The organism is Chryseobacterium sp. 14P4.3.2, assembly GCF_057799275.1.
This window is the reverse complement of record NZ_JBYOKO010000010.1, coordinates 120,259-141,681: the sequence shown is the minus strand read 5'-3', so window position 1 is coordinate 141,681 and position 21,423 is coordinate 120,259. Positions and strand designations below refer to the sequence as shown.

General features: G+C 36.5%; 17 protein-coding genes. 14 read left to right on the top strand and 3 right to left on the bottom strand.

The window, feature by feature from the left end:
• Positions 1-17 precede the first annotated feature (17 nt).
• The 9 genes from AC27VX_RS15545 to AC27VX_RS15505 all read left to right on the top strand — a co-directional run bounded on the left by AC27VX_RS15545 (position 18) and on the right by AC27VX_RS15505 (position 10,521).
• Positions 18-1,352 (top strand): peptide-N-glycosidase F-related protein, encoded by a 1,335-nt coding sequence (locus AC27VX_RS15545; protein ID WP_300691021.1) that lies wholly within the window; start codon positions 18-20, stop codon positions 1,350-1,352.
• A 283-nt stretch (positions 1,353-1,635) separates the two neighbouring features.
• A complete protein-coding gene (locus tag AC27VX_RS15540; protein WP_236855528.1) occupies positions 1,636-2,109 on the top strand; it encodes a DinB family protein in 474 nt (157 codons plus the stop codon).
• A 109-nt stretch (positions 2,110-2,218) separates the two neighbouring features.
• Positions 2,219-2,968: a 23S rRNA (guanosine(2251)-2'-O)-methyltransferase RlmB gene (gene rlmB, locus AC27VX_RS15535; protein WP_236855529.1), complete on the top strand. Its 750-nt coding sequence runs from the start codon at positions 2,219-2,221 to the stop codon at positions 2,966-2,968.
• A gap of 3 nt (positions 2,969-2,971) precedes the next feature.
• Positions 2,972-4,093 carry a serine hydrolase domain-containing protein gene (locus AC27VX_RS15530; protein WP_488696531.1) on the top strand — a complete coding sequence of 374 codons (1,122 nt, stop codon included), beginning with the start codon at positions 2,972-2,974 and terminating at the stop codon, positions 4,091-4,093.
• Between the two features lie 15 nt (positions 4,094-4,108).
• Positions 4,109-5,158, top strand: coding sequence for a DUF6263 family protein (locus AC27VX_RS15525; protein WP_488696529.1), 1,050 nt, complete (start codon positions 4,109-4,111; stop codon positions 5,156-5,158).
• 38 nt (positions 5,159-5,196) lie between these two features.
• Positions 5,197-6,378, top strand: coding sequence for an outer membrane beta-barrel protein (locus AC27VX_RS15520; protein ID WP_236855532.1), 1,182 nt, complete (start codon positions 5,197-5,199; stop codon positions 6,376-6,378).
• 11 nt (positions 6,379-6,389) lie between these two features.
• Entirely contained in the window at positions 6,390-6,620 is a 231-nt protein-coding gene (locus AC27VX_RS15515; protein ID WP_236855533.1) for a hypothetical protein, read from the top strand.
• A 31-nt stretch (positions 6,621-6,651) separates the two neighbouring features.
• Positions 6,652-9,168, top strand: a complete 2,517-nt coding sequence (locus AC27VX_RS15510) for a YfhO family protein (protein ID WP_488696527.1) — start codon at positions 6,652-6,654, stop codon at positions 9,166-9,168.
• Between the two features lie 36 nt (positions 9,169-9,204).
• On the top strand, positions 9,205-10,521 hold the full coding sequence (locus AC27VX_RS15505) for a glycosyltransferase family protein (protein ID WP_488696525.1): 1,317 nt from the start codon (positions 9,205-9,207) through the stop codon (positions 10,519-10,521).
• A 138-nt stretch (positions 10,522-10,659) separates the two neighbouring features.
• On the opposite strand, the gene AC27VX_RS15500 is transcribed toward AC27VX_RS15505, so the two are convergent.
• The gene (locus tag AC27VX_RS15500) at positions 10,660-11,304 is read right to left on the bottom strand and encodes a hypothetical protein (protein ID WP_236855536.1); all 645 of its coding nucleotides are present in this window, start codon (positions 11,302-11,304) and stop codon (positions 10,660-10,662) included.
• A gap of 180 nt (positions 11,305-11,484) precedes the next feature.
• Between AC27VX_RS15500 and AC27VX_RS15495 the strand changes: the two genes are divergently transcribed.
• Entirely contained in the window at positions 11,485-12,465 is a 981-nt protein-coding gene (locus tag AC27VX_RS15495; RefSeq protein ID WP_488696523.1) for a YpdA family putative bacillithiol disulfide reductase, read from the top strand.
• 82 nt (positions 12,466-12,547) lie between these two features.
• Here AC27VX_RS15495 and AC27VX_RS15490 read toward each other — a convergent pair whose 3' ends face one another.
• Complete coding sequence (locus AC27VX_RS15490; protein WP_300691049.1) at positions 12,548-13,741, bottom strand: MFS transporter; 1,194 nt, start codon at positions 13,739-13,741, stop codon at positions 12,548-12,550.
• A 306-nt stretch (positions 13,742-14,047) separates the two neighbouring features.
• On the opposite strand from AC27VX_RS15490, the gene AC27VX_RS15485 reads away from it, so the two are divergent.
• The 3 genes from AC27VX_RS15485 (at position 14,048) to AC27VX_RS15475 (ending at position 17,988) form a co-directional block, all read left to right on the top strand.
• Positions 14,048-14,926 carry a helix-turn-helix domain-containing protein gene (locus AC27VX_RS15485; protein ID WP_488696520.1) on the top strand — a complete coding sequence of 293 codons (879 nt, stop codon included), beginning with the start codon at positions 14,048-14,050 and terminating at the stop codon, positions 14,924-14,926.
• Between the two features lie 89 nt (positions 14,927-15,015).
• Positions 15,016-16,956 (top strand): oleate hydratase, encoded by a 1,941-nt coding sequence (locus tag AC27VX_RS15480; RefSeq protein ID WP_488696518.1) that lies wholly within the window; start codon positions 15,016-15,018, stop codon positions 16,954-16,956.
• Between the two features lie 135 nt (positions 16,957-17,091).
• Complete coding sequence (locus AC27VX_RS15475; protein ID WP_488696516.1) at positions 17,092-17,988, top strand: 3-hydroxyacyl-CoA dehydrogenase; 897 nt, start codon at positions 17,092-17,094, stop codon at positions 17,986-17,988.
• 209 nt (positions 17,989-18,197) lie between these two features.
• Here the strand turns inward: AC27VX_RS15475 and AC27VX_RS15470 are convergent, their stop codons facing one another.
• A complete protein-coding gene (locus AC27VX_RS15470; RefSeq protein WP_488696514.1) occupies positions 18,198-19,868 on the bottom strand; it encodes a glutamine--tRNA ligase/YqeY domain fusion protein in 1,671 nt (556 codons plus the stop codon).
• A 278-nt stretch (positions 19,869-20,146) separates the two neighbouring features.
• On the opposite strand from AC27VX_RS15470, the gene AC27VX_RS15465 reads away from it, so the two are divergent.
• Positions 20,147-21,277 carry an alpha/beta hydrolase gene (locus AC27VX_RS15465; RefSeq protein ID WP_488696512.1) on the top strand — a complete coding sequence of 377 codons (1,131 nt, stop codon included), beginning with the start codon at positions 20,147-20,149 and terminating at the stop codon, positions 21,275-21,277.
• Positions 21,278-21,423: the final 146 nt, after the last annotated feature.

Sequence of the window (21,423 nt, the reverse complement as noted above, 5' to 3'; positions counted from 1 at the left end):
CACTAAATACCAATAACATGTATAAAAGGCTACTTCTTTTAAGTATTTTCTTATCAAATCTTGTTTCATCACAAACAACTATGACTAATGTGATTTCAGATGCAGTATATTATGACGGCTATGCTGCCACGGTATCCAACCCTGTACCTAGCGGTTTGACAAGATTGAACAACGCCAGATATACGAGAAAACTTACTGATACCGAGCTAGATTCTTTCAAAGCTAAGATTGCTATGAGGGTTACAATAGGTGCACTGTGCGATAACTATGACCGCCTTGGTGAAGTCTTTTTAGCGTTGGTCCCTAAAAGCCAGTCTACTTATACCATTGCTGATCCAAATGTGAAACGAATTGAAGTTGGAAGATACATCACCCCATTCATGAATAAGAACCGGACCCCCTCAGAAGTTCCGTATACTTATGACATCAGCAATTTATATAACGTATTTCATGATAATGCCCTACGCAGCACCTACGATATGTATATGGAATTGGATGTTTTTGGAGTTCCTTATGCCGCACAGACACAGGTTTTGGGATGCTCAGGAAGAATTGATGTCTTTTCCGGAACGCTTACTTTTTTCTCAACAGATACCGGAGCTTCCGTTACAGATTCCAACAACCTTATTCCAATATTGAGCTATAACAGACTTAATAATTATAATAGTACAGACAGTACGGGGGAAACTGTAAGAATTGTAACATTCAACCTGCCTGATCCGGTTACTAATGCTCGTTTTTTTGTAATCTCCACTCCTCATGGTGCCAACGCCGGTGGTGAAGAATACATCAGAAGACAAAATTACACCTACATTGATGATGTACAGGTACTCACTTATACCCCCGGAGGAACTTCCTGTGAACCCTACAGAGTATATAACACCCAAGGTAATGGGATCTACGGAACTGTTGCTAAAACATTTGCTGACTGGACTTCATGGAATAACTGGTGTCCCGGAAATTCAGTTCCTATCAGAGAATTTACATTACCCAGCCTCACTGCAGGAAATCACACCCTGAAACACACAGTACCTACAGCTGTTTTCAACCAACAGCAAGGGGATGTCTATCTATCCGTTTATATGCAGGGGAAAAGTAATGTAACTTTGGATGTGAAAGATATTAAAACAGTAGATGTCAACATATATCCTAATCCCACTTCCGATTTTGTGAACGTTAAATCTAAAGTAGATGTTGCCTCAATAACTCTTTTCAATGTAGAAGGAAGAAAACTTACTGAGACCTATAGAGAAAACAGAATAGACCTTTCTTCATATAGTACCGGAGTTTACTTTTTAAATATTATCCTAAAAGACGGAACAATTTTTAAGCATAAAATCATCAAAAAATAAAACCATCTGCAACCCTATAGATCAAATCATTTGCATCACGTAAATATAACAAAACCCTCCCTGAATCTTTTCACAGGAGGGTTTTATATTAATATTTCACTTGACAGGCTTTTGTAAAATTCGATTCAAAAAACTTGATAATACTGGTTAAAACCTTTCAAAAAGAGAACTTAAAGCTAGCCTCTTCCTGAATAGTTAAAAAACTTTAACTTTAATCCTTTACGCAAAAAAATTGTCATTTCCAGTTTATTAAACTATTTTTGGTGATTAAAAAATCCGCTAAATGAATTATCATTTTCAAGCACACAGACAGGTAAGACGAAACCTTTTGGATATTCTTCAGAACACTTCTCATGAAGACCTTCTGCTGATCCCTGATGGTTTCAATAACAATATTTATTGGAATATAGCACATACAGTTGCCACACAGCAGCTTTTGCATTATTACCTGAGCGGAAACCCTTTCCGTATTGATAAATACTGGATTGAAACGTACAAAAAAGGTACTTTACCAAACTTAAATGTTCAAAAATCTGAAGTGGAAGATTTAGAATTTTTACTTACAGAAACTTCAAAGATTTTGATGAAAGATTATGACAGCGACTTCTTTTCAGACTATACCCCTTACACTACCAGTTTCGGAATGGATCTGAAAAGCATTCAGGATGCTATTATCTTTAACAATATGCATGAAAGCCTTCACTACGGTTATGTGCTGGCACAGAAAAGAGCAATTTTAGGAGAGAACGGAGGATAGCGGCTGTACAATAAGGTCAACGGCAATGTATATTTTACATTTGCTAAAAATGACTTACCCCGTACAACGCACTATTAAATTCACTCTATAACTATATAATAAATTTTCAATGAAAGACGATTTTATTTTCGGGCTTCGTCCCGTGATTGAAGCAATTGAAGCGGGAAAAACGATTGACAAGATCTTTGTGCAAAATGCACTTCAGGGTCCTATTTATGCTGAACTGAAAGCAATTTTGGCTAAAAATAAAATCCGTCCCAATTATGTTCCGGTTGAAAAACTGAACCGTTTTACGAGAAAAAACCACCAGGGTGTGGTTGCTTTTATTTCGGATGTTCCGTTTCATAAAGTGGAGGATATTGTTCCCCAATTATTTGAAGAAGGGAAAATTCCTTTCTTACTGATTCTGGACAGGCTTACTGATGTAAGAAACTTTGGTGCCATCTGCAGAACAGCAGAATGCGTAGGTATTGATGCTATTATCATTCCGGAAAAAGGAGGAGCCCCTATCAATTCTGACGCGATAAAAACATCAGCGGGAGCTATTTATAATATTAAGATCTGCAAAGAAAACAACCTTGCACACGCAGTAGATTTCCTTCAGCAAAGCGGTATTTCTGTATATGCTGCCAGTGAGAAAGCTCAGAAATTGATCTATGATGTCAACCTGACAGAGCCATGCGCTATCGTTATGGGAAATGAAGAGACAGGGATTTCTAAAGAAGTAATGCATCATGCAGATGAAAAAATAAAGCTTCCTATTGAGGGAAAAACTCAATCATTAAATGTTTCTGTAGCATGTGGGGCGATTTTATATGAAGCGGTAAGACAGAAAATGACTGTAACACCCAATCTATAAGATATGAAAATAAAATTTCTTTTACCATTGTTTTTTGTGCCCTTTTTACTAAAAGCGCAATTGAAAAGTATACCTACAGACAATCGCCTTGCTACTGAGCTTGATAAAATTGTCCAGAAGGAAACTTCTGATTATATGAAAGATCCTTCTCGCGCAGGACTCTCAGTTGGAATCTTTAAGGATGGTAAAAGTTATTTTTACAATTACGGAACTGCGGAAATTGGAAAATCAACCCTTCCAACCTCCAAAAGTGTCTATGAAATTGCTTCTATTACAAAAACCTTTACCGGAACCCTTTTAGCCCATGCTTTACTGGACGGTAAAATTAAATTGGATGATGATATCCGGAAATATATAGACGGAAATTATCCAAATCTTGAATTTGAAAAGCATCCGATAAAAATTGCTGATCTTGCCAGTAATTCATCAGGACTGCCCCAGTTTTTACCAGATCAGTCGGAAACTTTTAAAAAGCCGATGGATTCTATTGCAATCGCCTTATCTGATTTTTATAAAAACTATTCCAGGAAAAAGTTTTATGAAGATCTGCATCAGGTAAAAATTGACTTTATTCCCGGAACAAAATTTAAATACTCGAATGTAGGGACACAAATTGCAGGTGACATTTTGGAAAAAGTGTATCATAAAAGCTATGCAGACCTACTTGCTGAGTATATCACAAAGCCAATGCAGATGAATAAAACCATTATTGGTACAGATTCTGCAAAGCTTCTAACCGGTTATAATGAAAAAGGAAAAGCAATGCCCCGAAATATTACAACCCTTTTTGCCCCTGCAGGCGGAATTCAGTCTACGACAGAGGATATGGTAAAATATATTCAGTATCATATGGACAAGAACAACAAATATGTTCAGCGGTCTCATAGTTCGGGAGAGAAAAATAAAGGAGATGAATCCGGGTTATTCTGGAAAACTCACACATCTGATGATGGAAACCAGGCCATCTGGCACACGGGAGGTACATTTGGATTTTCAAGTGTGCTGATGATATATCCTTCAAAAAACATGGGAGTTATTCTGCTTTCAAACGAATCAGATGCAGAATCTCAGGGAAAACTGTATGGTATTGCAGACAGAATAATAATAAACAGTAGTAAGAAATAAAATTAAAAAAATCAAATGAAGAATATTGCAGCGCTTGCGCTTATATCATCAATAGCTCTTGTATCTTGTAAAAAAGAAACAGCAAAGATAACCAAGGTAGATCCTAAGACAGGAAAAACAGTCACTGTAGAAGTTCCGGCGGATTCTGTAGCTAAAGTGGCAGAGAACCCAGCTATCAGAGACTCTGCGGGAATCGTTATACAATCTTTCAAGCTTGAAAAAGGAAAAACTTATCCTCTTACAACGTACCAGAGAGATGTAAAAACAATGACAGATCCTCAGGGAAAATCTATCACTGCGACAAGTGAATCTACGGATGAAATGAATTTCATAGTAAATGATATCAAAGGAAATGTATACGACATGACCCTTAATCTTGTTGCTAAAAGAAGTTCACAATCTTCACAGGGAAAAACAATCGTTGTAGATACCAAGCTTCCTATTCCAAAAGAAGATGAGCTTAAAATGATATGGAATGTTAACAGAGCACTTACCGGAAATAAGCTTGCCATGAAAATGGATACAAAAGGTAATGTAATTTCCATCACAGGTTTTGATGCTGTATACACTAAAGTGTTAAACGCTGTAGGAACGATTATCAAAGATGCTAACGAAAAAGCAAGTGTAGTAGCCAGCCTTAAAGAATCTTTCAATGAGAAAGTATTAAAAGACCAGTTCCACAAAAACTTAACAATCATTCCTAAAAAAGGAGTAAAAGTAGGTGAAAAATGGACAACTTCTGAAAATGCTGACCCAAGCGGAAGTGTAAAGGTTACTTCCAATTATGTTTTAAAAAGTCTAGGAAACGGAACTGCAGAAATTGCTGTAACCGGTGGAATTCCTAAGAAAACTGAAAAGAAAGCTCAGGGACCTATCACACACAGTCTGAGCAGCGAATTGGTTCAGAACGGGACCATTAAGTTTGACGAAAGTACAGGATGGATTACCAACCAGAATATCAATGTAAAAACCACACAGATTGAAAGTATTACAGATGGTAAACAATCTCAGTCTATGACAAGCATTTCCAACTCTTCTGTAATGGTAAATCCTTCTAATAAATAAATATTAAAAAACACAACATAGACATCTTCTAATCAATCATGAAAAACTTTTTTTACGCTGCTTTAATATTATTTCCGTCTCTATTTTATAGTCAGATAAATTTTGAGCAAGGTTACATTATCAATCAAAAAGGAGAGAAAATAAATGGCCTGATCAAAAACTATGACTGGAGAAACAATCCAACGATTATAGAATATAAACAGACTGAAAATGATAAAACAGAGAACTTACAAACAATAGATTTAAATGAGTTTTCTGTGGGAAGTATCAAATATATCAAAGCAAAAGTTCTGATAGACCGATCTTCTTCAAACTTACAGTCTTTATCAGGAACAAAAGACCTTAACAGTAAAGAAGAAGTGCTTTTATTAAAAACTTTAGTGGATGGTAAGATAAGTTTATATAAATACAACGATCAGTATGTAACTCGCTATTTTTATAAAAAAGAGAATGAAGATACTTTCAACCAACTTGAATACAAAGAATATTTAGAATCAGACAGATTAATAAAAAATGAACAATATAAACATCAGCTAAAGAAAGAATTTTCTGATAATGGAAATATTACAAGTTCTGATATAGAAAGATTAGTTTATAAAGAAAATGATCTCAAAAAGATATTCTTAAATTACAATGGTCTGGAAGATGTAAATGATAAAAATAAAAATGATTTTCATATTTATTTAAAACCTGGAGTAGGTTTCTCAAGTTATAAAATACTTACACCTTCTAACGACAATACAATAAATGAATACAAAAAAAATAGTATTGCTTATCGTTTTGGAGTAGAACTTGAATATGTATTAAGCTTTAATAAAGGTAAATGGGCCCTTATCTCTGAGCCGACTTTCCAGTCTGTGAATTATAAAATAAATGATTACAACGACAAAAACTTTGAAATAAAATATTCTTCCATACAAATTCCGCTGGGGATTAAATATAATATTTTTTTAAATCAAAAATCAAAAATATATGTAGTAGGATCAATATTTTATGACTTAATTTTAAATAACAGCAAGGTTTTTACCGTTGATAATAATTCTTTCAGTGGAGGAGACAGCGCCTTTTATATGACCTTTGGTGCAGGATATAATTATGATAAGTTTGGAGTAGAATTTAAATGGGGCAATGTACCTACTTTTTCTTCTGCTTACTATGGACATGCGGGAGAAATAAATATGAATGGGGTTAATATTTCCCTATCATACAAGATATTTTAAAAAAGTAAATTATGAAGTACATCCTTGAGTTAGTACTCACTGCTATTATTATATTTTTTGTCTGGAATATTCTAAAAAGAATTTTCTTTAAGACATTTTATAGTTATCGTTTCAACAACAATAATCAAAATAACAGACAGCAGGATATACAGGACTCGAATAAGAATAATAAAAAAGATCTTAACTGGGATGCGGAAACCGTAGACTATGAAGAGGTAAAAGAGAGTAACGAAAAAAGGTAAAAATTCCAAGAAATAATAGATAATAACCAGTATGGCAAAAAATAAAAACTTAATTTATATTGCATCTTCAATAGTAGTATTTATAGTTTTAGCATTTTTATATTCCACTCCTGTATTTACAGGAAAACAGCTTTTCCAGCATGACATTGTACAATACAGAGGAGGAGCAAAAGAACTGCTTGACTATAGAGCAAATACCGGAAGCGAAACCTATTGGAGTGACTCCATGTTCGGGGGAATGCCGACTTATCAGATGGGAAGCCAGTTTAAAGGTGACATCATCAAGAAGATCGACAGCAATCTGAATTTCCTGCCAAGACCGGTCAATTATCTTTTCTTGCTTTTTGCAGGCTTTTTCCTTTTGGGAATGGTAGTGGTCAGAAACTGGAAGTATGCCTTACTGGGAGCAACCTTCTTTGGGCTTTCAACCTATTTCTATATCATCATTGCAGCAGGGCACAATGGTAAAGTAAATACTATTGAATATTTCGCACCGCTTTTAGCCGGAATTTTACTGGTTTATATCCGAAAACAATATATCTGGGGATTTATTGTCACCACCCTTTTTATGGGGCTCCAGATTGCGGCAAACCATCCGCAGATGACCTATTACCTGTTTTTAGCTTTAGGATTTCTGTTTCTGTCTGAGCTTATCAGAGCAATTCAGAAAAAAATACCAATGAAACATTTCCTGATCTCTTCAGGAATCATTGCTGTAGCATGTATCATTGGAGTGGGAATGAACTCACAGAGAATCATGGCCAATTCTGAATATGTAAAAGAAACAGTTCGTGGAAAACAGATCTTAACAAACGACAGCCATACTTCAGGAAAATCCGGAATGGATAAAGAAAGTATGCTGATGTGGAGCTATGGACAGCTTGAAACGCTGAACCTTTTTATCCCAAGACTAATGGGAGGAGGAAGCCAGGAACCGGAAGGAAAAGCAATGATGAACAGAGTTCAGGAACTTGTTCAGGAAAATGTAGGTTCGCAGGCTGAAATGGACAGAATTTCAAAAGGCTTCAGTGGAATGACCTATTGGGGTGATCAACCGGGGACTTCAGGACCTGCTTATCAGGGAGCTATCGTATGTTTCCTTACGGTATTAGGATTTTTCTTCGCATGGAAAAAATACCGTTACTGGATTTTAGGAGCTTCTATCCTGACTATTTTATTAGCCTGGGGAAGCAACTTTATGCCATTATCTGATTTCTTTATTGATTATGTTCCGTTTTATAACAAATTCAGAGCACCTTCGTCCATATTAGTGGTAGTGGAATTATTATTTCCTCTTATTGCTATTTTAGGGCTGTACAGATTCTTCACAGATGAAAAGCTTACCGGGGAATACAAACAAAAAATTCTTATGTATGTAGGCGGTGGAACATTAGGTTTATTATTGATTCTTTTAGTCTTCGGAAAATCATTATTAGGATTTTCTACAGAAGGTGAAAAGACTTATTTCCCCCCTTTCCTTTTGGACTATCTGGTAGATGAAAGATATAAACTATTCAGAATAGATGCTATAAAAGCATTTATTTACGTGGCTATTGCCGGTGCCGCATTATTCTTAAGCTTGAAAAAGAAACTAAGTCAGAATATGGCTTTGGTTATCATTGGAGTAGTAAGTTTATTTGATCTTTGGACGGTTAATAAACGTTATTTAAATGACGAAAATTATGTAGACAAAATCTTTGCAGAAAACCCTTTCCAGACAGAAAGTTCAGAACTGCTTGCAGAAAAAGTTCAGGGAAACCCGAATTTAGAATCTATTTTAGCGAATGTAAATATCAACAAGACATTAGAAACTATTGCTGAAAAAGATAAGAACCACTATAGAATTTATAACCAGACTTTAGGAGTAACAAGTGAAACCAACACTTCTTATTTTAAAGCATCAATTGGAGGTTACCATGCTGTAAAGCTAAGAAGATATGATGATGTCCTGAATGAGTACATCTCCAATATCGACAGTGTGAAAACACCAAAGATCCTGAATTTGCTTAATGCAAAATATATGGTTTTCGGAGGGCCGGATCAGCCACAGGTAGTTCCGAATCCAAAAGCTAATGGAAACGCATGGTTTGTAAGTGACCTAAAGTTTGTAGATACACCTAATGAAGAAATTAAATCTATTGGAGTTATTGACAACAAAAAAACAGCTGTCATCGCATCATCTGACAAGTCTTATTTCAGCAATAAACCTGTTCAGGCAGATTCTACAGCCTATATCAATCTTACAAAATACCAGCCCAATGAATTAGAATTCAAATCTCAGTCGAAAACGCCACAGTTGGCTGTATTCTCTGAAGTTTACTATCCTCATGGCTGGAAAGTTATGATTGACGAGAAGGAAGTTCCTTACATCAAAGCAGACTATTTACTTCGTGCAGTACATGTTCCGGCGGGAAGTCATCATATCAGAATGGTTTTCGAACCTGAAGTGATAGAAAAAGGAAAATGGATCTCACTTCTTTCCTTCGGATTATTTATAGCACTGGCTGCATTTGGAATTTTCTGGATGAATAAAACAAGAAAAAAGTAACTTTAACTGAACCAAAAGCGTAATCAATAGCACAAAATGGAACAGAAAAAAATACTGATTATCACCTATTACTGGCCTCCTGCGGGAGGCCCTGGTGTTCAAAGATGGCTGAAGTTTGCCAAATATCTGCCTGATTTCGGTTGGAAACCCATCATTTATACACCGGAAAACCCGAGCTATCCTTTACTGGATGAAACACTTATGAAAGAGGTTCCGGAAAATATTGAAATGGTAAGAACCAAGATCTGGGAACCTTACCAGCTGGCAGAAAAACTGAATAAGAGCAATAAGAAATTTAAGGCCGGACAGTTTGATGTAGGTAAAAATCAAAGCTGGAAATCCAAACTATCAATCTGGGTAAGAGGAAATTTTTTCATTCCTGACGCCAGAGTCTTTTGGGTAAAACCTTCCATTCAGTTTTTGGAAAAATACCTGAAAGAAAATAAAATAGACACCATCGTTACTTCCGGTCCGCCCCACTCTCTTCACCTGATTGGTTTAGGGCTTAAAGATCAATTGCCAAACCTGAAATGGATTGCCGATTTCCGTGATCCCTGGACAGAAATTTCTTACTATAAACATTTAAAGCTGACTAAAAGTTCTGATAAAAAACACAGGCAGCTTGAAAGTGCAGTTTTTAAAAATGCAGATATTACTCTGGCGACAAGCTATACTGATGCTGAGAATTTCAGAAAGGCAGGCGCCAATGCATTCTGTATTACCAATGGATTTGATGAAAGTGATTCTGCTGAAAAAGTAAAAGATCAGACAATTCTCTCTGCTCATTCGGAAAGTAATCCAAACGGAGCTTTTATTTTGAGCTATATCGGAGTTTTGGAGCAGCTTAGAAATCCTGAAAATCTTTGGAAAGCGCTTAATGAACTGGTAAAAGAAAATTCAGAATTTGCAGAATACTTCAAACTCAAATTTGCAGGAAGAATTGATGACAAGATATTAAGTTCTATTGAAAATTCAAATCTTAAAAACCACATTCTGAATCTGGGATATCTTTCTCACGGCAAAGCTGTTGAAGAAATGGAAAACTCAGAAATGCTTCTTATCACCAATTTTCCAAATGAGTCTTCCAGAGGAATTATCCCCGGAAAAATATTTGAATATCTCGCTTCAGGAAAGCAGATTTTGTCATTTGGTCCGGAAAAAGCAGATGTTGCAAAGATTTTAGAAGAAACTCAGGCTGGGAAACATTTCAGTTATCATGATACTGAAACCGTTAAAACATTTATTCTTGAAAAATTTGAACTATGGAAAAGCGGAGAACTTCATAAGAATACCCAGCATATCGAGCAGTTTTCAAGAAGAAATCTTACTAAACAACTCACTGAAATTTTATAAAAAAAGGAAGCCGGAGGATAGCAATATGTCTGTTTCAATAAAGCAAACGCTCATCTTCACAAGGTAAAAAAACTCTACCCTCCCGCTTCTAAATTGTAACTTCTGATTTTCAATTTTCAACGCACAATTCTACATTCATTAAATCGTCCACTGGTCATTCACGACAGCAATCAGATAGTATTTTCCTTCAAACTCTTCAAATACAAACCGAACTGTTTTCCAGTCCATTTCACTTGACTTTTCAGCTCCTTTGATAAAATTCTCTGTAAAATCATCTTTCGGATAAATTTCTTTTAAATTATTCAGGGAATTACCTCCCCCCAGAAATTTATTCAATGAATATTGTGATGTAGTAAAGTCTTTTGAAAACACCCATTTGCTAAGATAGTCGTTAACTGTTGCTTTATAGGGATCTCCCGATCCGTCATGAGCTCCCCAGGTAAAAAGTGTTTTAGATGGCTGATACTTTTCAAAATCAGCCTTAGAAAAGTGTTTATCTTCTTTTAAATTCACAAAAGCATACATTGAAAAGCGGATTCCCTTTTCAGGATGGATGAATGAGGCAAAAGTTTTATAATCTTTATTCTTTAAAGCTTTAAGAATTTCATCATTTGCCTGTTTTAAAGCAGCTTCCTTCTCAGCTTTATTCTTAACCGTATTTGCTGCATTGTCAGATTTAGCCTGTGCCATTGAATCTATAACATTCGGAACAGGTTTTCCAGCTTCTTTCTTACAGGCTACGGCAAGGCTCAGAACAAACAGCGAAATCATCAGTTTTTTCATATTTTCAATTTTGTAATAGATAAAAAATACCAAAAGCAATGCCATAAGAATGAATGAGGCATTTCAGAATACTGAATTGGAGTAAAAAAACAAATTGTAATTTAATTTCTGAATTGCCTTTTTTCAATTATTCAATTATCCATTTTCAATTATTCATCATATACATCGTACCTTTGTTCTATGGAAATTTTGGACATTCTTATTATAGGAGCCGGCCCTATCGGTTTAAACTGTGCCATTGAAGCTCAGAAAAACAACCTTAAATATGTAATTATAGAAAAAGGGACCATTGTCAATTCACTGTACAATTATCCTTTATATATGCGGTTCTTTTCGACCGCTGAAAAACTGGAAATTGACGGTACTCCTTTTATTTCTACAGCCCCAAAACCGGGAAGGCAGGATGCGTTGGAGTATTATCAGGGAATTGCCAGACAAAAAGAACTCACTATCCATCTGTATGAAAGAGTTGTAAAGGTTTCAAAAAAAGAAGGAATATTTGAAATTGAAACAACAAAAGGGAGATATCATGCTAAAAATGTAGTCATTGCCACCGGATTCTACGATATTCCAAACCTTATGAATATTCCGGGAGAAGATCTTCCGAAAGTTAAACATTACTATACAGAACCCTATCCCTATGCCCGTCAGAAAATAGTTGTAGTAGGATCAAGTAATTCCGCAGTAGATGCAGCCCTCGAAACCTATAGAAAAGGAGCCGAAGTTACGATGATTATCCGCCATCCTGAGATTTCAAAAAGTGTAAAATACTGGGTAAAACCGGACATCGAAAACAGAATTGCAGAAGGCAGCATTACTGCTCATTTTAATGCAGAACTTAATGAGATCAGGGAAAATTCTGTTATCTTTAAAACAAATGATGACCAGGTTCATGAGATTGAAAATGATTTTGTTTTAGCCATGACAGGCTACCTACCTGATTTTGATTTTCTGAAAAATTCAGGAATCGAACTGAATGGAGACTGCCTCAATCCGTTTTACAATCCTGAAACGATGGAAACCAATGTTCCTGATCTTTATCTTGCCGGTGTTGTATGTGGAGGAAAAGATACTCATCTATGGTTCATTGAAAACTCGAGAATCCATGCCAATATAATTATTGGTCATATTATTAAAAGGTATTCTACAGACAGGTCTTAAAAAATTTAAAAGTATATTTTCAAATAATAATCCCGGCCGAAATTTTTTCGGCCGGGATTATGTATAATGTATTGTTTAAAGATTAATCGATTTCCAAAGGAAGCTTTCCATCCATCTTATTCTTATCCTTCAGCATCCACGGGATGATAAAGTAAAAACCTATAGCAATACCTATCGCTAATACTCCTGTCCCAATCCACAGAACATTAAAACCAAGCTTATCAGCAATCATAGTTCCTATATAAGGGGTAATAATAAACGCTATTGAAAAGGACATTCCATTCAGCCCCATATAGGCTCCTTTGTTATTTTCTCCCGAGCGCAGTGCTGTAATTGTTGACATAAAAGGCAGCGTCCAGATCTCTCCTATACAAAGAAGCGTCATAGAAACCAGTAATACCACCATACTATAGTCCAAAGCAAGCATAGCATAGGAAACACCACATAGAAAGGTCCCTATCAACATGGTGAAAGCTAATGTAAAATACTTTTCTGCCAGCTGCACCAGCCCCATTTCAAGCAATACAATCAGAAAACCACTATATCCCAGGATATAGCCGATATTCTGCTGGCTGAGATGTGCCGTATCTTTATAAAAAATCGTCAGGGTACTGAAGAGCTGGAAAAAACATATTGAAAACAGCATACAGAACACACAATAAATCAAAAACTTATGATCCCGGTAAGGAGAGCTTTCTTTTTTGACAGCTATTGCTTCTTTTACATTTTTTGCCTGTTGCTTGGCCAATCTTGTACGGGCTCTGAAGAACCATATATACATCAATCCTGCCAGCAAAGCAGCCAGTGCATTACTGTAAAACAGAAATTCATAGGAAATAGCAGATAAAATCCCCCCTAATGCAGGTCCTATAGAAAATCCCAGGTTTACAGCCATCCGGTTCAGCGAGAACGCTCTGGTAATGTTTTCAGGTTTTGCATATTTTGTGATGGCTACTGAGTTAGCAGGCCGGAAAGTTTCACTTACAATACTCTGTGCCAGGATAATCCCTGCCAATCCTGCTTCTGTTGTAAAAAACGGAATCAGACAAAATAGAGGCACACTCAGAAGCAGACTCAGGCTCTGTACCCAGTATTCACCTATTTTATCAGTAATCATCCCTCCCAGCCATGAACCGATAACCGAGCCTATACCAAAGAAGCTAAGCACAATACCTGAGTTTTCAATACTGAAATGCAAATGATTGGTCATATAAACTCCCAAAAAAGGAAGTACCATAGAACCGGCCCTGTTGATGAGCATTACCAACGCCAGCATCCAACTCTCCTGCGAAAGTCCTTTGAAAGAACTCGTATATACGTTAATTAATTTCACAATATTATTTTTGGGGGAGGAATTTGAAAATGCAAAATTAGAGAAAAATAACCCAAAACCCTTTGTTTATCGTACTTATTTATTAATAACATTCATAAAAACAGACTATCATCTGTATCCTGAAAAAAAAGCTTTTTTTAATATATTAAAGACTAGAGACTTTTATAAAAATCGTAAATTGCGGTAACAACAGGGTTTTTAAACTTAAAACTCTTAAAAACACAATAAATATTTAACCAATACTCAAGAATGGTAACCTACGAAAATTTACATGATACGCTATCCTTTTACAGTATTGACTGCCGCCAGTCCTATTATATATCTTCCGGAAAGCCCATTTTCAATTTTCCTGAGTCCCCTTTCAGAATGGATTATTATGCCCTCTGTATCTGTACCGCGGGAGAGATCAATATTGAAATAGACCGTCAGAAATATAAAGTAGGGGCCGACAGCTTTCTTATGGCTGCACCGTCTACCATCGTAAAATTCTTGAAAACCAGCGGAGACTTTATGATGAAACTCTTATTCTTTGATAAAAATTTCCTGATCAAAAATATTTCGAATCCTTTTATCATTGAGAAAATGAACCTCTTCTCTAAAGGCTCTTACAGCATTGTGAAAACTACTGCAAAAAATTCTGCGTTATTACAGAATCTGCTGGATTATCTTAAAAGGAAATCCAGGAAGCAGGGAAAGTTTACAGAAGAAATCATCCGGACCATTATTTTTAATCTTCTGCTCGAAACAGCAGAGATCGTAGAAAAAGAAAATGGAACAAGCCCTGAAAAAGAGGAAGGAAAGAAAGATCTTTATCTGAAATTCAGTAAACTGATCCGGGAGAATATCAGAGGGCAGAGAACGGTTCAGTTTTATGCTGATCAGCTATGCATATCCAATAAATACCTCATCAATATCATTAAAAAAGCCTGTGGGAAAACACCTCATGAAGTAATAGATGATACTTTACTAAAAGAAGCCTTTATGATGCTTGGCAATCCGAATATCACTATATCAGAAGTTGCTTTTCAGCTTCAGTTCAATTCTGCATCAGCCTTTGGGCGCTTCTTCAAAAAACATACTTCTCTTTCCCCTTCGGAGTACAGAATAAAAGAAAATATACAGTCGTAAGAATTTGGGGACAGTAATTCCGACATTGGGGATATATATTGCTTTGTGAATAGAGGTACCTTTATCATGTTAATTAAAAACAATAAAAAATGAGTACGATCAATTCAAAATTCGACAAAGTTTTAAATACCTCTGACCAGTTTGGAAAAGTAAACCACGAACCGGATTCAAGTAAAGAAGTTCAGATTAACACTCCTGAAAAAACGATGCCTTTCTCCGACCAGATCGGAAACTATCAACGTAACAAAGGAATTCCTTTGAAATCTTACGAAAACAGTAAAATCTATATTGTAGGAAGCGGTATTGCGGGAATGTCCGCTGCTTATTATTTCATCCGTGACGGCCATGTTCCCGGCAAAAATATTATTTTCTTGGACCAGCTGAATGTTGAAGGAGGATCTCTTGACGGAGCAGGTAATGCAAAAGACGGCTATATCATCCGTGGAGGAAGGGAAATGGACATGACCTATGAAAATTTATGGGATATGTTCCAGGATATTCCAGCTCTGGAACTGCCGGCTCCCTATAGTGTATTGGACGAATACCGCCTTATCAATGACAATGACCCCAACTATTCCAAAGCGAGACTTATTCATAACCAGGGAGAGATCAAAGATTTCAGCAAATTTGGGCTTGAAAAGAAAGATCAGCTGGCTATTGTCAAACTTTTATTAAAGAAAAAAGAAGAGCTTGATGATCTTACGATTGAAGATTATTTTGCAGAATCATTTCTAAACAGTAATTTTTGGTTCTTCTGGCGCTCTATGTTCGCCTTCGAAAACTGGCACAGCTTACTGGAACTGAAACTGTATATGCACAGATTCCTTCACGCCATCGATGGAATGAAAGATTTCTCATGCCTTGTCTTTCCTAAATATAACCAGTATGACACCTATGTAACTCCATTAAAGAATTTCTTAATAGAAAAAGGAGTACAGATCCAGTTCAATACTCTGGTAAGAGATCTTGACATCCATATCAATACCGAAGGAAAAACAGTAGAAGGAATTATTGCTGTACAAGATGGAAAAGAAGTTAAAATACCAATCGGTAAAGATGATTACGTAATCGTGACCACCGGATCAATGACAGAAAGTACCTTCTATGGAGATAATAATACGGCTCCTGAAGTAACGATAGACAACAGCAGTGCAGGACAAAGTGCCGGATGGAAATTGTGGAAAAACCTTGCTGCAAAATCTGAAGTATTCGGGAAACCTGAAAAATTCTGTAGCCACATTGAAAAATCTTCATGGGAATCAGCCACATTAACCTGCCGTCCTTCTGCTTTTACTGAGAAATTAAAAGAACTGTGTGTAAATGATCCTTATTCCGGAAAAACAGCTACAGGAGGAATTATTACCATTACAGACTCCAATTGGGTCATGAGTTTTACCTGCAACAGACAGCCGCACTTCCCTACCCAGCCGGATGACATCCTTGTAGTTTGGGTATACGCCTTACTAATGGATAAAGAAGGGAACTATATCAAAAAAACAATGCCTCAATGTACAGGAAACGAAATCCTTGCAGAACTTTGCCACCACCTGGGTATCGCAGAACAACTGGATAATGTCATAGAAAATACAATAGTACGTACAGCGTTCATGCCTTATATCACCTCCATGTTTATGCCCAGAGCTAAGGGAGACCGTCCGAGAGTGGTTCCTGAAGGATGTAACAATTTAGGTCTTGTAGGACAGTTTGTGGAAACCAACAATGATGTTGTCTTCACTATGGAAAGTTCTGTGAGAACCGCGAGAATAGCAGTTTACAATCTTCTTAACCTTAACAAGCAGGTTCCTGATATTAACCCGCTTCAGTATGATATCAGACATTTATTAAAAGCCACTCAGGCCCTTAATGACTATAAGCCATTCTTAGGAGAAGGTATTTTAAGAAAAGTATTAAAAGGAACCTATTTTGAACATATCCTTGTTAACCGCCCGGAAGAAAAAGAAGAACATGAATCTTTCTTAATGGAACAGGTAGGTAGATTCCAGGACTGGATCAAAGGAGTAAAAGGCTAAAATAAAAGCCCATACAATAAGGTTGTTTTAAAGGTAAGTCTACCGGTCTGATTACAGATTAACACTGTATTTTGATGTAATGGTATCATCTGCTTTTAAAACAACTTTTTCATTTTCACCATAAAAATAAATCTCATGGATTTTAAAAATATAACGATAGCAGGAAGTGGTGTCTTAGGATATCAGATAGCCTTCCAGACTGCCTATCACGGATTCAAAGTGACTGTGTACGATATCAATGACGAAGTGCTGGATAAGGCTAAAAGTAAATTCAGCGTTCTAAGTGAGAGCTATAAGCAAGATCTTAATGCTACACAGGAACAGCTTGATACAACGTTTAAAAACCTCAGTTATACGTCCGATCTCGCCGAAGCTGTAAAAGATGCAGATCTTCTGATAGAAGCCGTTCCGGAAGATCCCACAATAAAAACAGAGTTCTATCATAAGCTGGCTCAGGCAGCACCGGAAAAAACAGTATTTGCAACCAACTCATCCACTCTTCTTCCAAGTGAGTTTGCGGAAGCTACAGGAAGACCGGAAAGGTTTGTAGCCCTGCATTTTGCCAATGAAATATGGAAACACAACACCGGAGAAGTAATGCGTCATCCGGGAACTTCGCAGGAAGTATTTGATTCTGTCATTCAATTTGCCAAGGCAATCGGAATGGTAGCACTGCCTATCTATAAAGAACAGCCCGGATATATTGTCAATTCACTGCTTGTTCCGTTACTTGGTGCTGCGGTTAATCTTTGGATTGATGAAGTTTCAGACATTGAAACGATTGATAAGACATGGATGGTAGCTACGGGAGCACCTGTAGGTCCATTTGGCATTCTGGATGTTGTAGGGATTACAACAGCTTATAACATCAATAAAATGGAAGCAGAGGAAACTCAGGATCCGTTGAAGATCAAGGCCGTTGAAAGATTAAAAGAGGATTATATTGATAAAGGGAAACTGGGAGTTCTTACGGGCGAAGGTTTTTACAAATACCCAAACCCTACTTATCAGGATAAGGATTTTCTGAAATAGAATCTAAATTTTCAGATTTTAAACTGTTAAAAATAGCCAGGCAGGTTTTCTTGTAAGACCTGCTTTTATTGATCTTCTATTCCTGAAAATTATTTTACCTTGTCGACCTGCAGGTTTAAAAATCTCTATCCACTTCCGCTTTACAACAAAAGAAAAAGCAGGACTCCAATGAAGTCCTGCCTGTATGTATTAAGTATTTCTGATACCCCTTATGGTTTATAAGAATCTTTCAGAGTTACTGTACGGTTGAATACCAAAGTAGATTCTGTAGAATCCTTATCTTTTGTAAAATATCCGATTCTCTGGAACTGAAGTGGTTCTCCGATTGCTACATCTTTCAGGCTTGGTTCAGCAAAACCTTTCACTGTAGTTACAGATTCTGGATTAATGAAGTTCAGGAAATCCACATCCTTTTCAGCATCAGGCTGCTCCACCGTAAACAGTTGATCGTAGACTCTTACTTCTACAGGAATCGCATGCTTTGCAGACACCCAGTGAAGGGTTCCTTTTACTTTTCTTAAACTTTCTTCTGTTCCGCTTCCAGACTTGCTCTTCTTATCATAAGTAGCATAGATGGTAGTGATCTCACCATTTTCATCCTTCTCTACTCTTTCAGCTTTAATGATATAAGCAGATTTTAAACGAACTTCTCCGCCTAATTTCAGTCTGAAGAATTTATTATTAGCTTCTTCTTTGAAGTCCTCACGTTCAATATACAATTCTCTTGAAAAAGGAACCTCTCTGGTTCCGGCATTCTCCTGTTCCGGATTATTTTCAGTGTCTAACCATTCTTCTTTATCTTCAGGATAGTTTTCGATCACTAATTTTACCGGATCTACTACTGCCATTACACGCTTAGCTACCTTATTCAGGTCTTCACGTACACAGAAATCCAACAGCTGAATTTCGATCAGGTTTTCTCTTTTAGCCACCCCTACTTTATCAATAAAGTTCCTGATGGAAAGCGGGGTAAATCCTTTTCTTCTCATCCCGGAGATGGTAGGCATTCTAGGATCATCCCATCCTGTTACGGTTCCCTCAGCTACCAGTCTCTGCAGCTTTCTTTTGGAAGTAATCATATAGGAAACATTCATCCTTGCAAATTCTCTCTGCTTAGGTGCTATTTTAGTTTCATCAGATACCTGCTCCAGATACCAGTTATAAAGAGGTCTGTGGTTTTCAAACTCCAATGAACATAGTGAGTGGGAAACCTGTTCCAGATAATCTGATTCACCATGTGCCCAGTCATACATCGGATAGATTTTCCATGCAGTACCTGTTCTGTGGTGAGGTCTTTTCAGAATTCTGTACATCACAGGGTCACGCATATTCATGTTCGGCGAAACCATATCGATTTTTGCACGAAGTGACATTGTACCTTCCTCAAACTCTCCGTTTTTCATTCTTTCAAACAGATCCAAAGATTCTTCTACAGGACGGTTTCTGTATGGTGATTCCACTCCCGGTTCTGTAGGATTTTTTCTCTGTTCGGTAATCACTTCAGAAGGCTGTTCATCTACATAAGCCTTTCCTTCTTTGATCAATTGCACTGCCCACTCATAAAGCTGCTGGAAGTAGTCTGATGCATACAATTCTTTATCCCATTTGAAACCCAGCCATTCAACGTCTTTTTTGATAGAATCTACGAATTCCTGTTCTTCTTTTTCAGGGTTCGTATCATCGAAACGAAGGTTTACAGGTGCATTGTATTTTTCACCTAAACCAAAATTGATGCAGATTGCTTTTGTATGTCCTATATGCAGGTAACCGTTTGGTTCAGGAGGGAAACGGAAACGAATCTGATCTCTTTTCAGACCGTTTGCCAAATCATCCTCTATAATTTGCTCAATAAAATTGAGTGATTTTTTTTCTTCTTCCATTAAATTAGCTTTTATTTTTTAGCAAAAAAAGTTGCACAAAGTTACGGAAAATTTGGGGTTCAGAAAACTCTATCTTTTTAACCCTTTTTTATCGGGTTTAGGCTTCTGCAACTTATCGTTCTAAAATCCGTGTGAGGCTGGAAACCGCAAAACGCAAGTTCTTTTATCATACTGATAAAATTGAATGAAAATAAAATATTTTAAAGCTTTAAAATTTTAAATCATGAGAAAGAAATATTTTGAATCAATATTTTTTTTAACTTTATAAAAAACTAATCATGGCCGTTTATATCTTAAGCAACCGGAAAATAATCCGGCATAAAGGCGAAAGAGTAGATTCTTTTTCAAATGAAGAATACTCCATCCCCAATTTCAGGATCGCTAAATGTGATTTTGACAGCTATAAAGAACCTACAGCAGCGGCCAAAAAGAAAAAAGATTATACCAACAGGAATATTTTAAATTATCAACTGTTTTCTGAACCCGAAAAACAGGGATATGAAGAGGTTCTTGAGGTATTGCTAAACGAAAAAGGGATTAATCAATCTTCCCTTACGGCCAATAATCTTGGCGGAACCCAGAAACTTTTTTATGAATTGTACAAAAACAGGTCTTCCGACAAAAACAGAAGTGATATACTGATATTCATCCATGGTTATGCTTATGATTTTAATGATGAATTAAAAGCTATTCTTGACCTTAAGAAAATGTTTATTGATAACCCCGCATCGCCTGTTGAGCATATTCTGTTTGTGAGCTGGCCTGCTTCCGGCAGTATTGTTCCTCTGACGTATTTTGATGATAAAGCATCAAGCATCAATTCCGGAACTTCTCTCCTGAGGCTGTTTTATTTCTACACCCAATTTTTAAAAGATATTTTTTCCAACCGGAACCTTATTCCCTGCAATCAGAGAATTCACATTATGGCTCATTCTTTGGGAAACAGAGTTCTTCAAAGTATGTTATACAGCCTTAAAAGAGAAAATATACTACGGGTAATTGATCAGGTTCTGCTGTTGAATGCTGATGTGAGCTATAAAGTATTTGAAGATTTTGAAGACTCTTTCAACAAATTACCTTTATTAGCCAGCAGAGTTTCCATTTATCTAAACAGACAGGATGTGATTTTGGGAATTTCCCAGTTTACCAAAAACATTCTAACTCCAAGACTGGGTAAAAACGGACCAAGTGACATCAGTAATTATAAAGATGTGGTTTCAATAATCGACTGTACGTTTGTGAAGGATGATATTCTGAACAGTTTCAGATATGAAGTCGGAAATCATTGGGGATACCTTTCCAGTTCACAGGTTCAGAATGATATTTTTCAGAATTTAAATGGAATAGACCGGAACCTTATCACCAACAGATCAAAGGATAACGAAAACATTTTCACAATTATTTCTTAACACTTGCTTAAAATATAACCAATAAAATGAATTCTGTGTTAAAACTAATTATGACCTGCGCAATGGCATAGAGATTGCCAATTCATATGACAGAGAATTATAATTTTTCATTATGGAAAAGATCAAAAAGAAGTTTTCCTATATAC

Bases quoted from the DNA above. Each gene is read 5' to 3' on its own strand.
- AC27VX_RS15545 (WP_300691021.1), top strand. From the start codon at position 18: ATGTATAAAAGGCTACTTCTTTTAAGTATTTTCTTATCAAATCTTGTT.
- AC27VX_RS15540 (WP_236855528.1), top strand. From the start codon at position 1,636: ATGAATTATCATTTTCAAGCACACAGACAGGTAAGACGAAACCTTTTG.
- rlmB (WP_236855529.1), top strand. From the start codon at position 2,219: ATGAAAGACGATTTTATTTTCGGGCTTCGTCCCGTGATTGAAGCAATT.
- AC27VX_RS15530 (WP_488696531.1), top strand. From the start codon at position 2,972: ATGAAAATAAAATTTCTTTTACCATTGTTTTTTGTGCCCTTTTTACTA.
- AC27VX_RS15525 (WP_488696529.1), top strand. From the start codon at position 4,109: ATGAAGAATATTGCAGCGCTTGCGCTTATATCATCAATAGCTCTTGTA.
- AC27VX_RS15520 (WP_236855532.1), top strand. From the start codon at position 5,197: ATGAAAAACTTTTTTTACGCTGCTTTAATATTATTTCCGTCTCTATTT.
- AC27VX_RS15515 (WP_236855533.1), top strand. From the start codon at position 6,390: ATGAAGTACATCCTTGAGTTAGTACTCACTGCTATTATTATATTTTTT.
- AC27VX_RS15510 (WP_488696527.1), top strand. From the start codon at position 6,652: ATGGCAAAAAATAAAAACTTAATTTATATTGCATCTTCAATAGTAGTA.
- AC27VX_RS15505 (WP_488696525.1), top strand. From the start codon at position 9,205: ATGGAACAGAAAAAAATACTGATTATCACCTATTACTGGCCTCCTGCG.
- AC27VX_RS15500 (WP_236855536.1), bottom strand. From the start codon at position 11,304: ATGAAAAAACTGATGATTTCGCTGTTTGTTCTGAGCCTTGCCGTAGCC.
- AC27VX_RS15495 (WP_488696523.1), top strand. From the start codon at position 11,485: ATGGAAATTTTGGACATTCTTATTATAGGAGCCGGCCCTATCGGTTTA.
- AC27VX_RS15490 (WP_300691049.1), bottom strand. From the start codon at position 13,741: ATGCTGGCGTTGGTAATGCTCATCAACAGGGCCGGTTCTATGGTACTT.
- AC27VX_RS15485 (WP_488696520.1), top strand. From the start codon at position 14,048: ATGGTAACCTACGAAAATTTACATGATACGCTATCCTTTTACAGTATT.
- AC27VX_RS15480 (WP_488696518.1), top strand. From the start codon at position 15,016: ATGAGTACGATCAATTCAAAATTCGACAAAGTTTTAAATACCTCTGAC.
- AC27VX_RS15475 (WP_488696516.1), top strand. From the start codon at position 17,092: ATGGATTTTAAAAATATAACGATAGCAGGAAGTGGTGTCTTAGGATAT.
- AC27VX_RS15470 (WP_488696514.1), bottom strand. From the start codon at position 19,868: ATGGAAGAAGAAAAAAAATCACTCAATTTTATTGAGCAAATTATAGAG.
- AC27VX_RS15465 (WP_488696512.1), top strand. From the start codon at position 20,147: ATGGCCGTTTATATCTTAAGCAACCGGAAAATAATCCGGCATAAAGGC.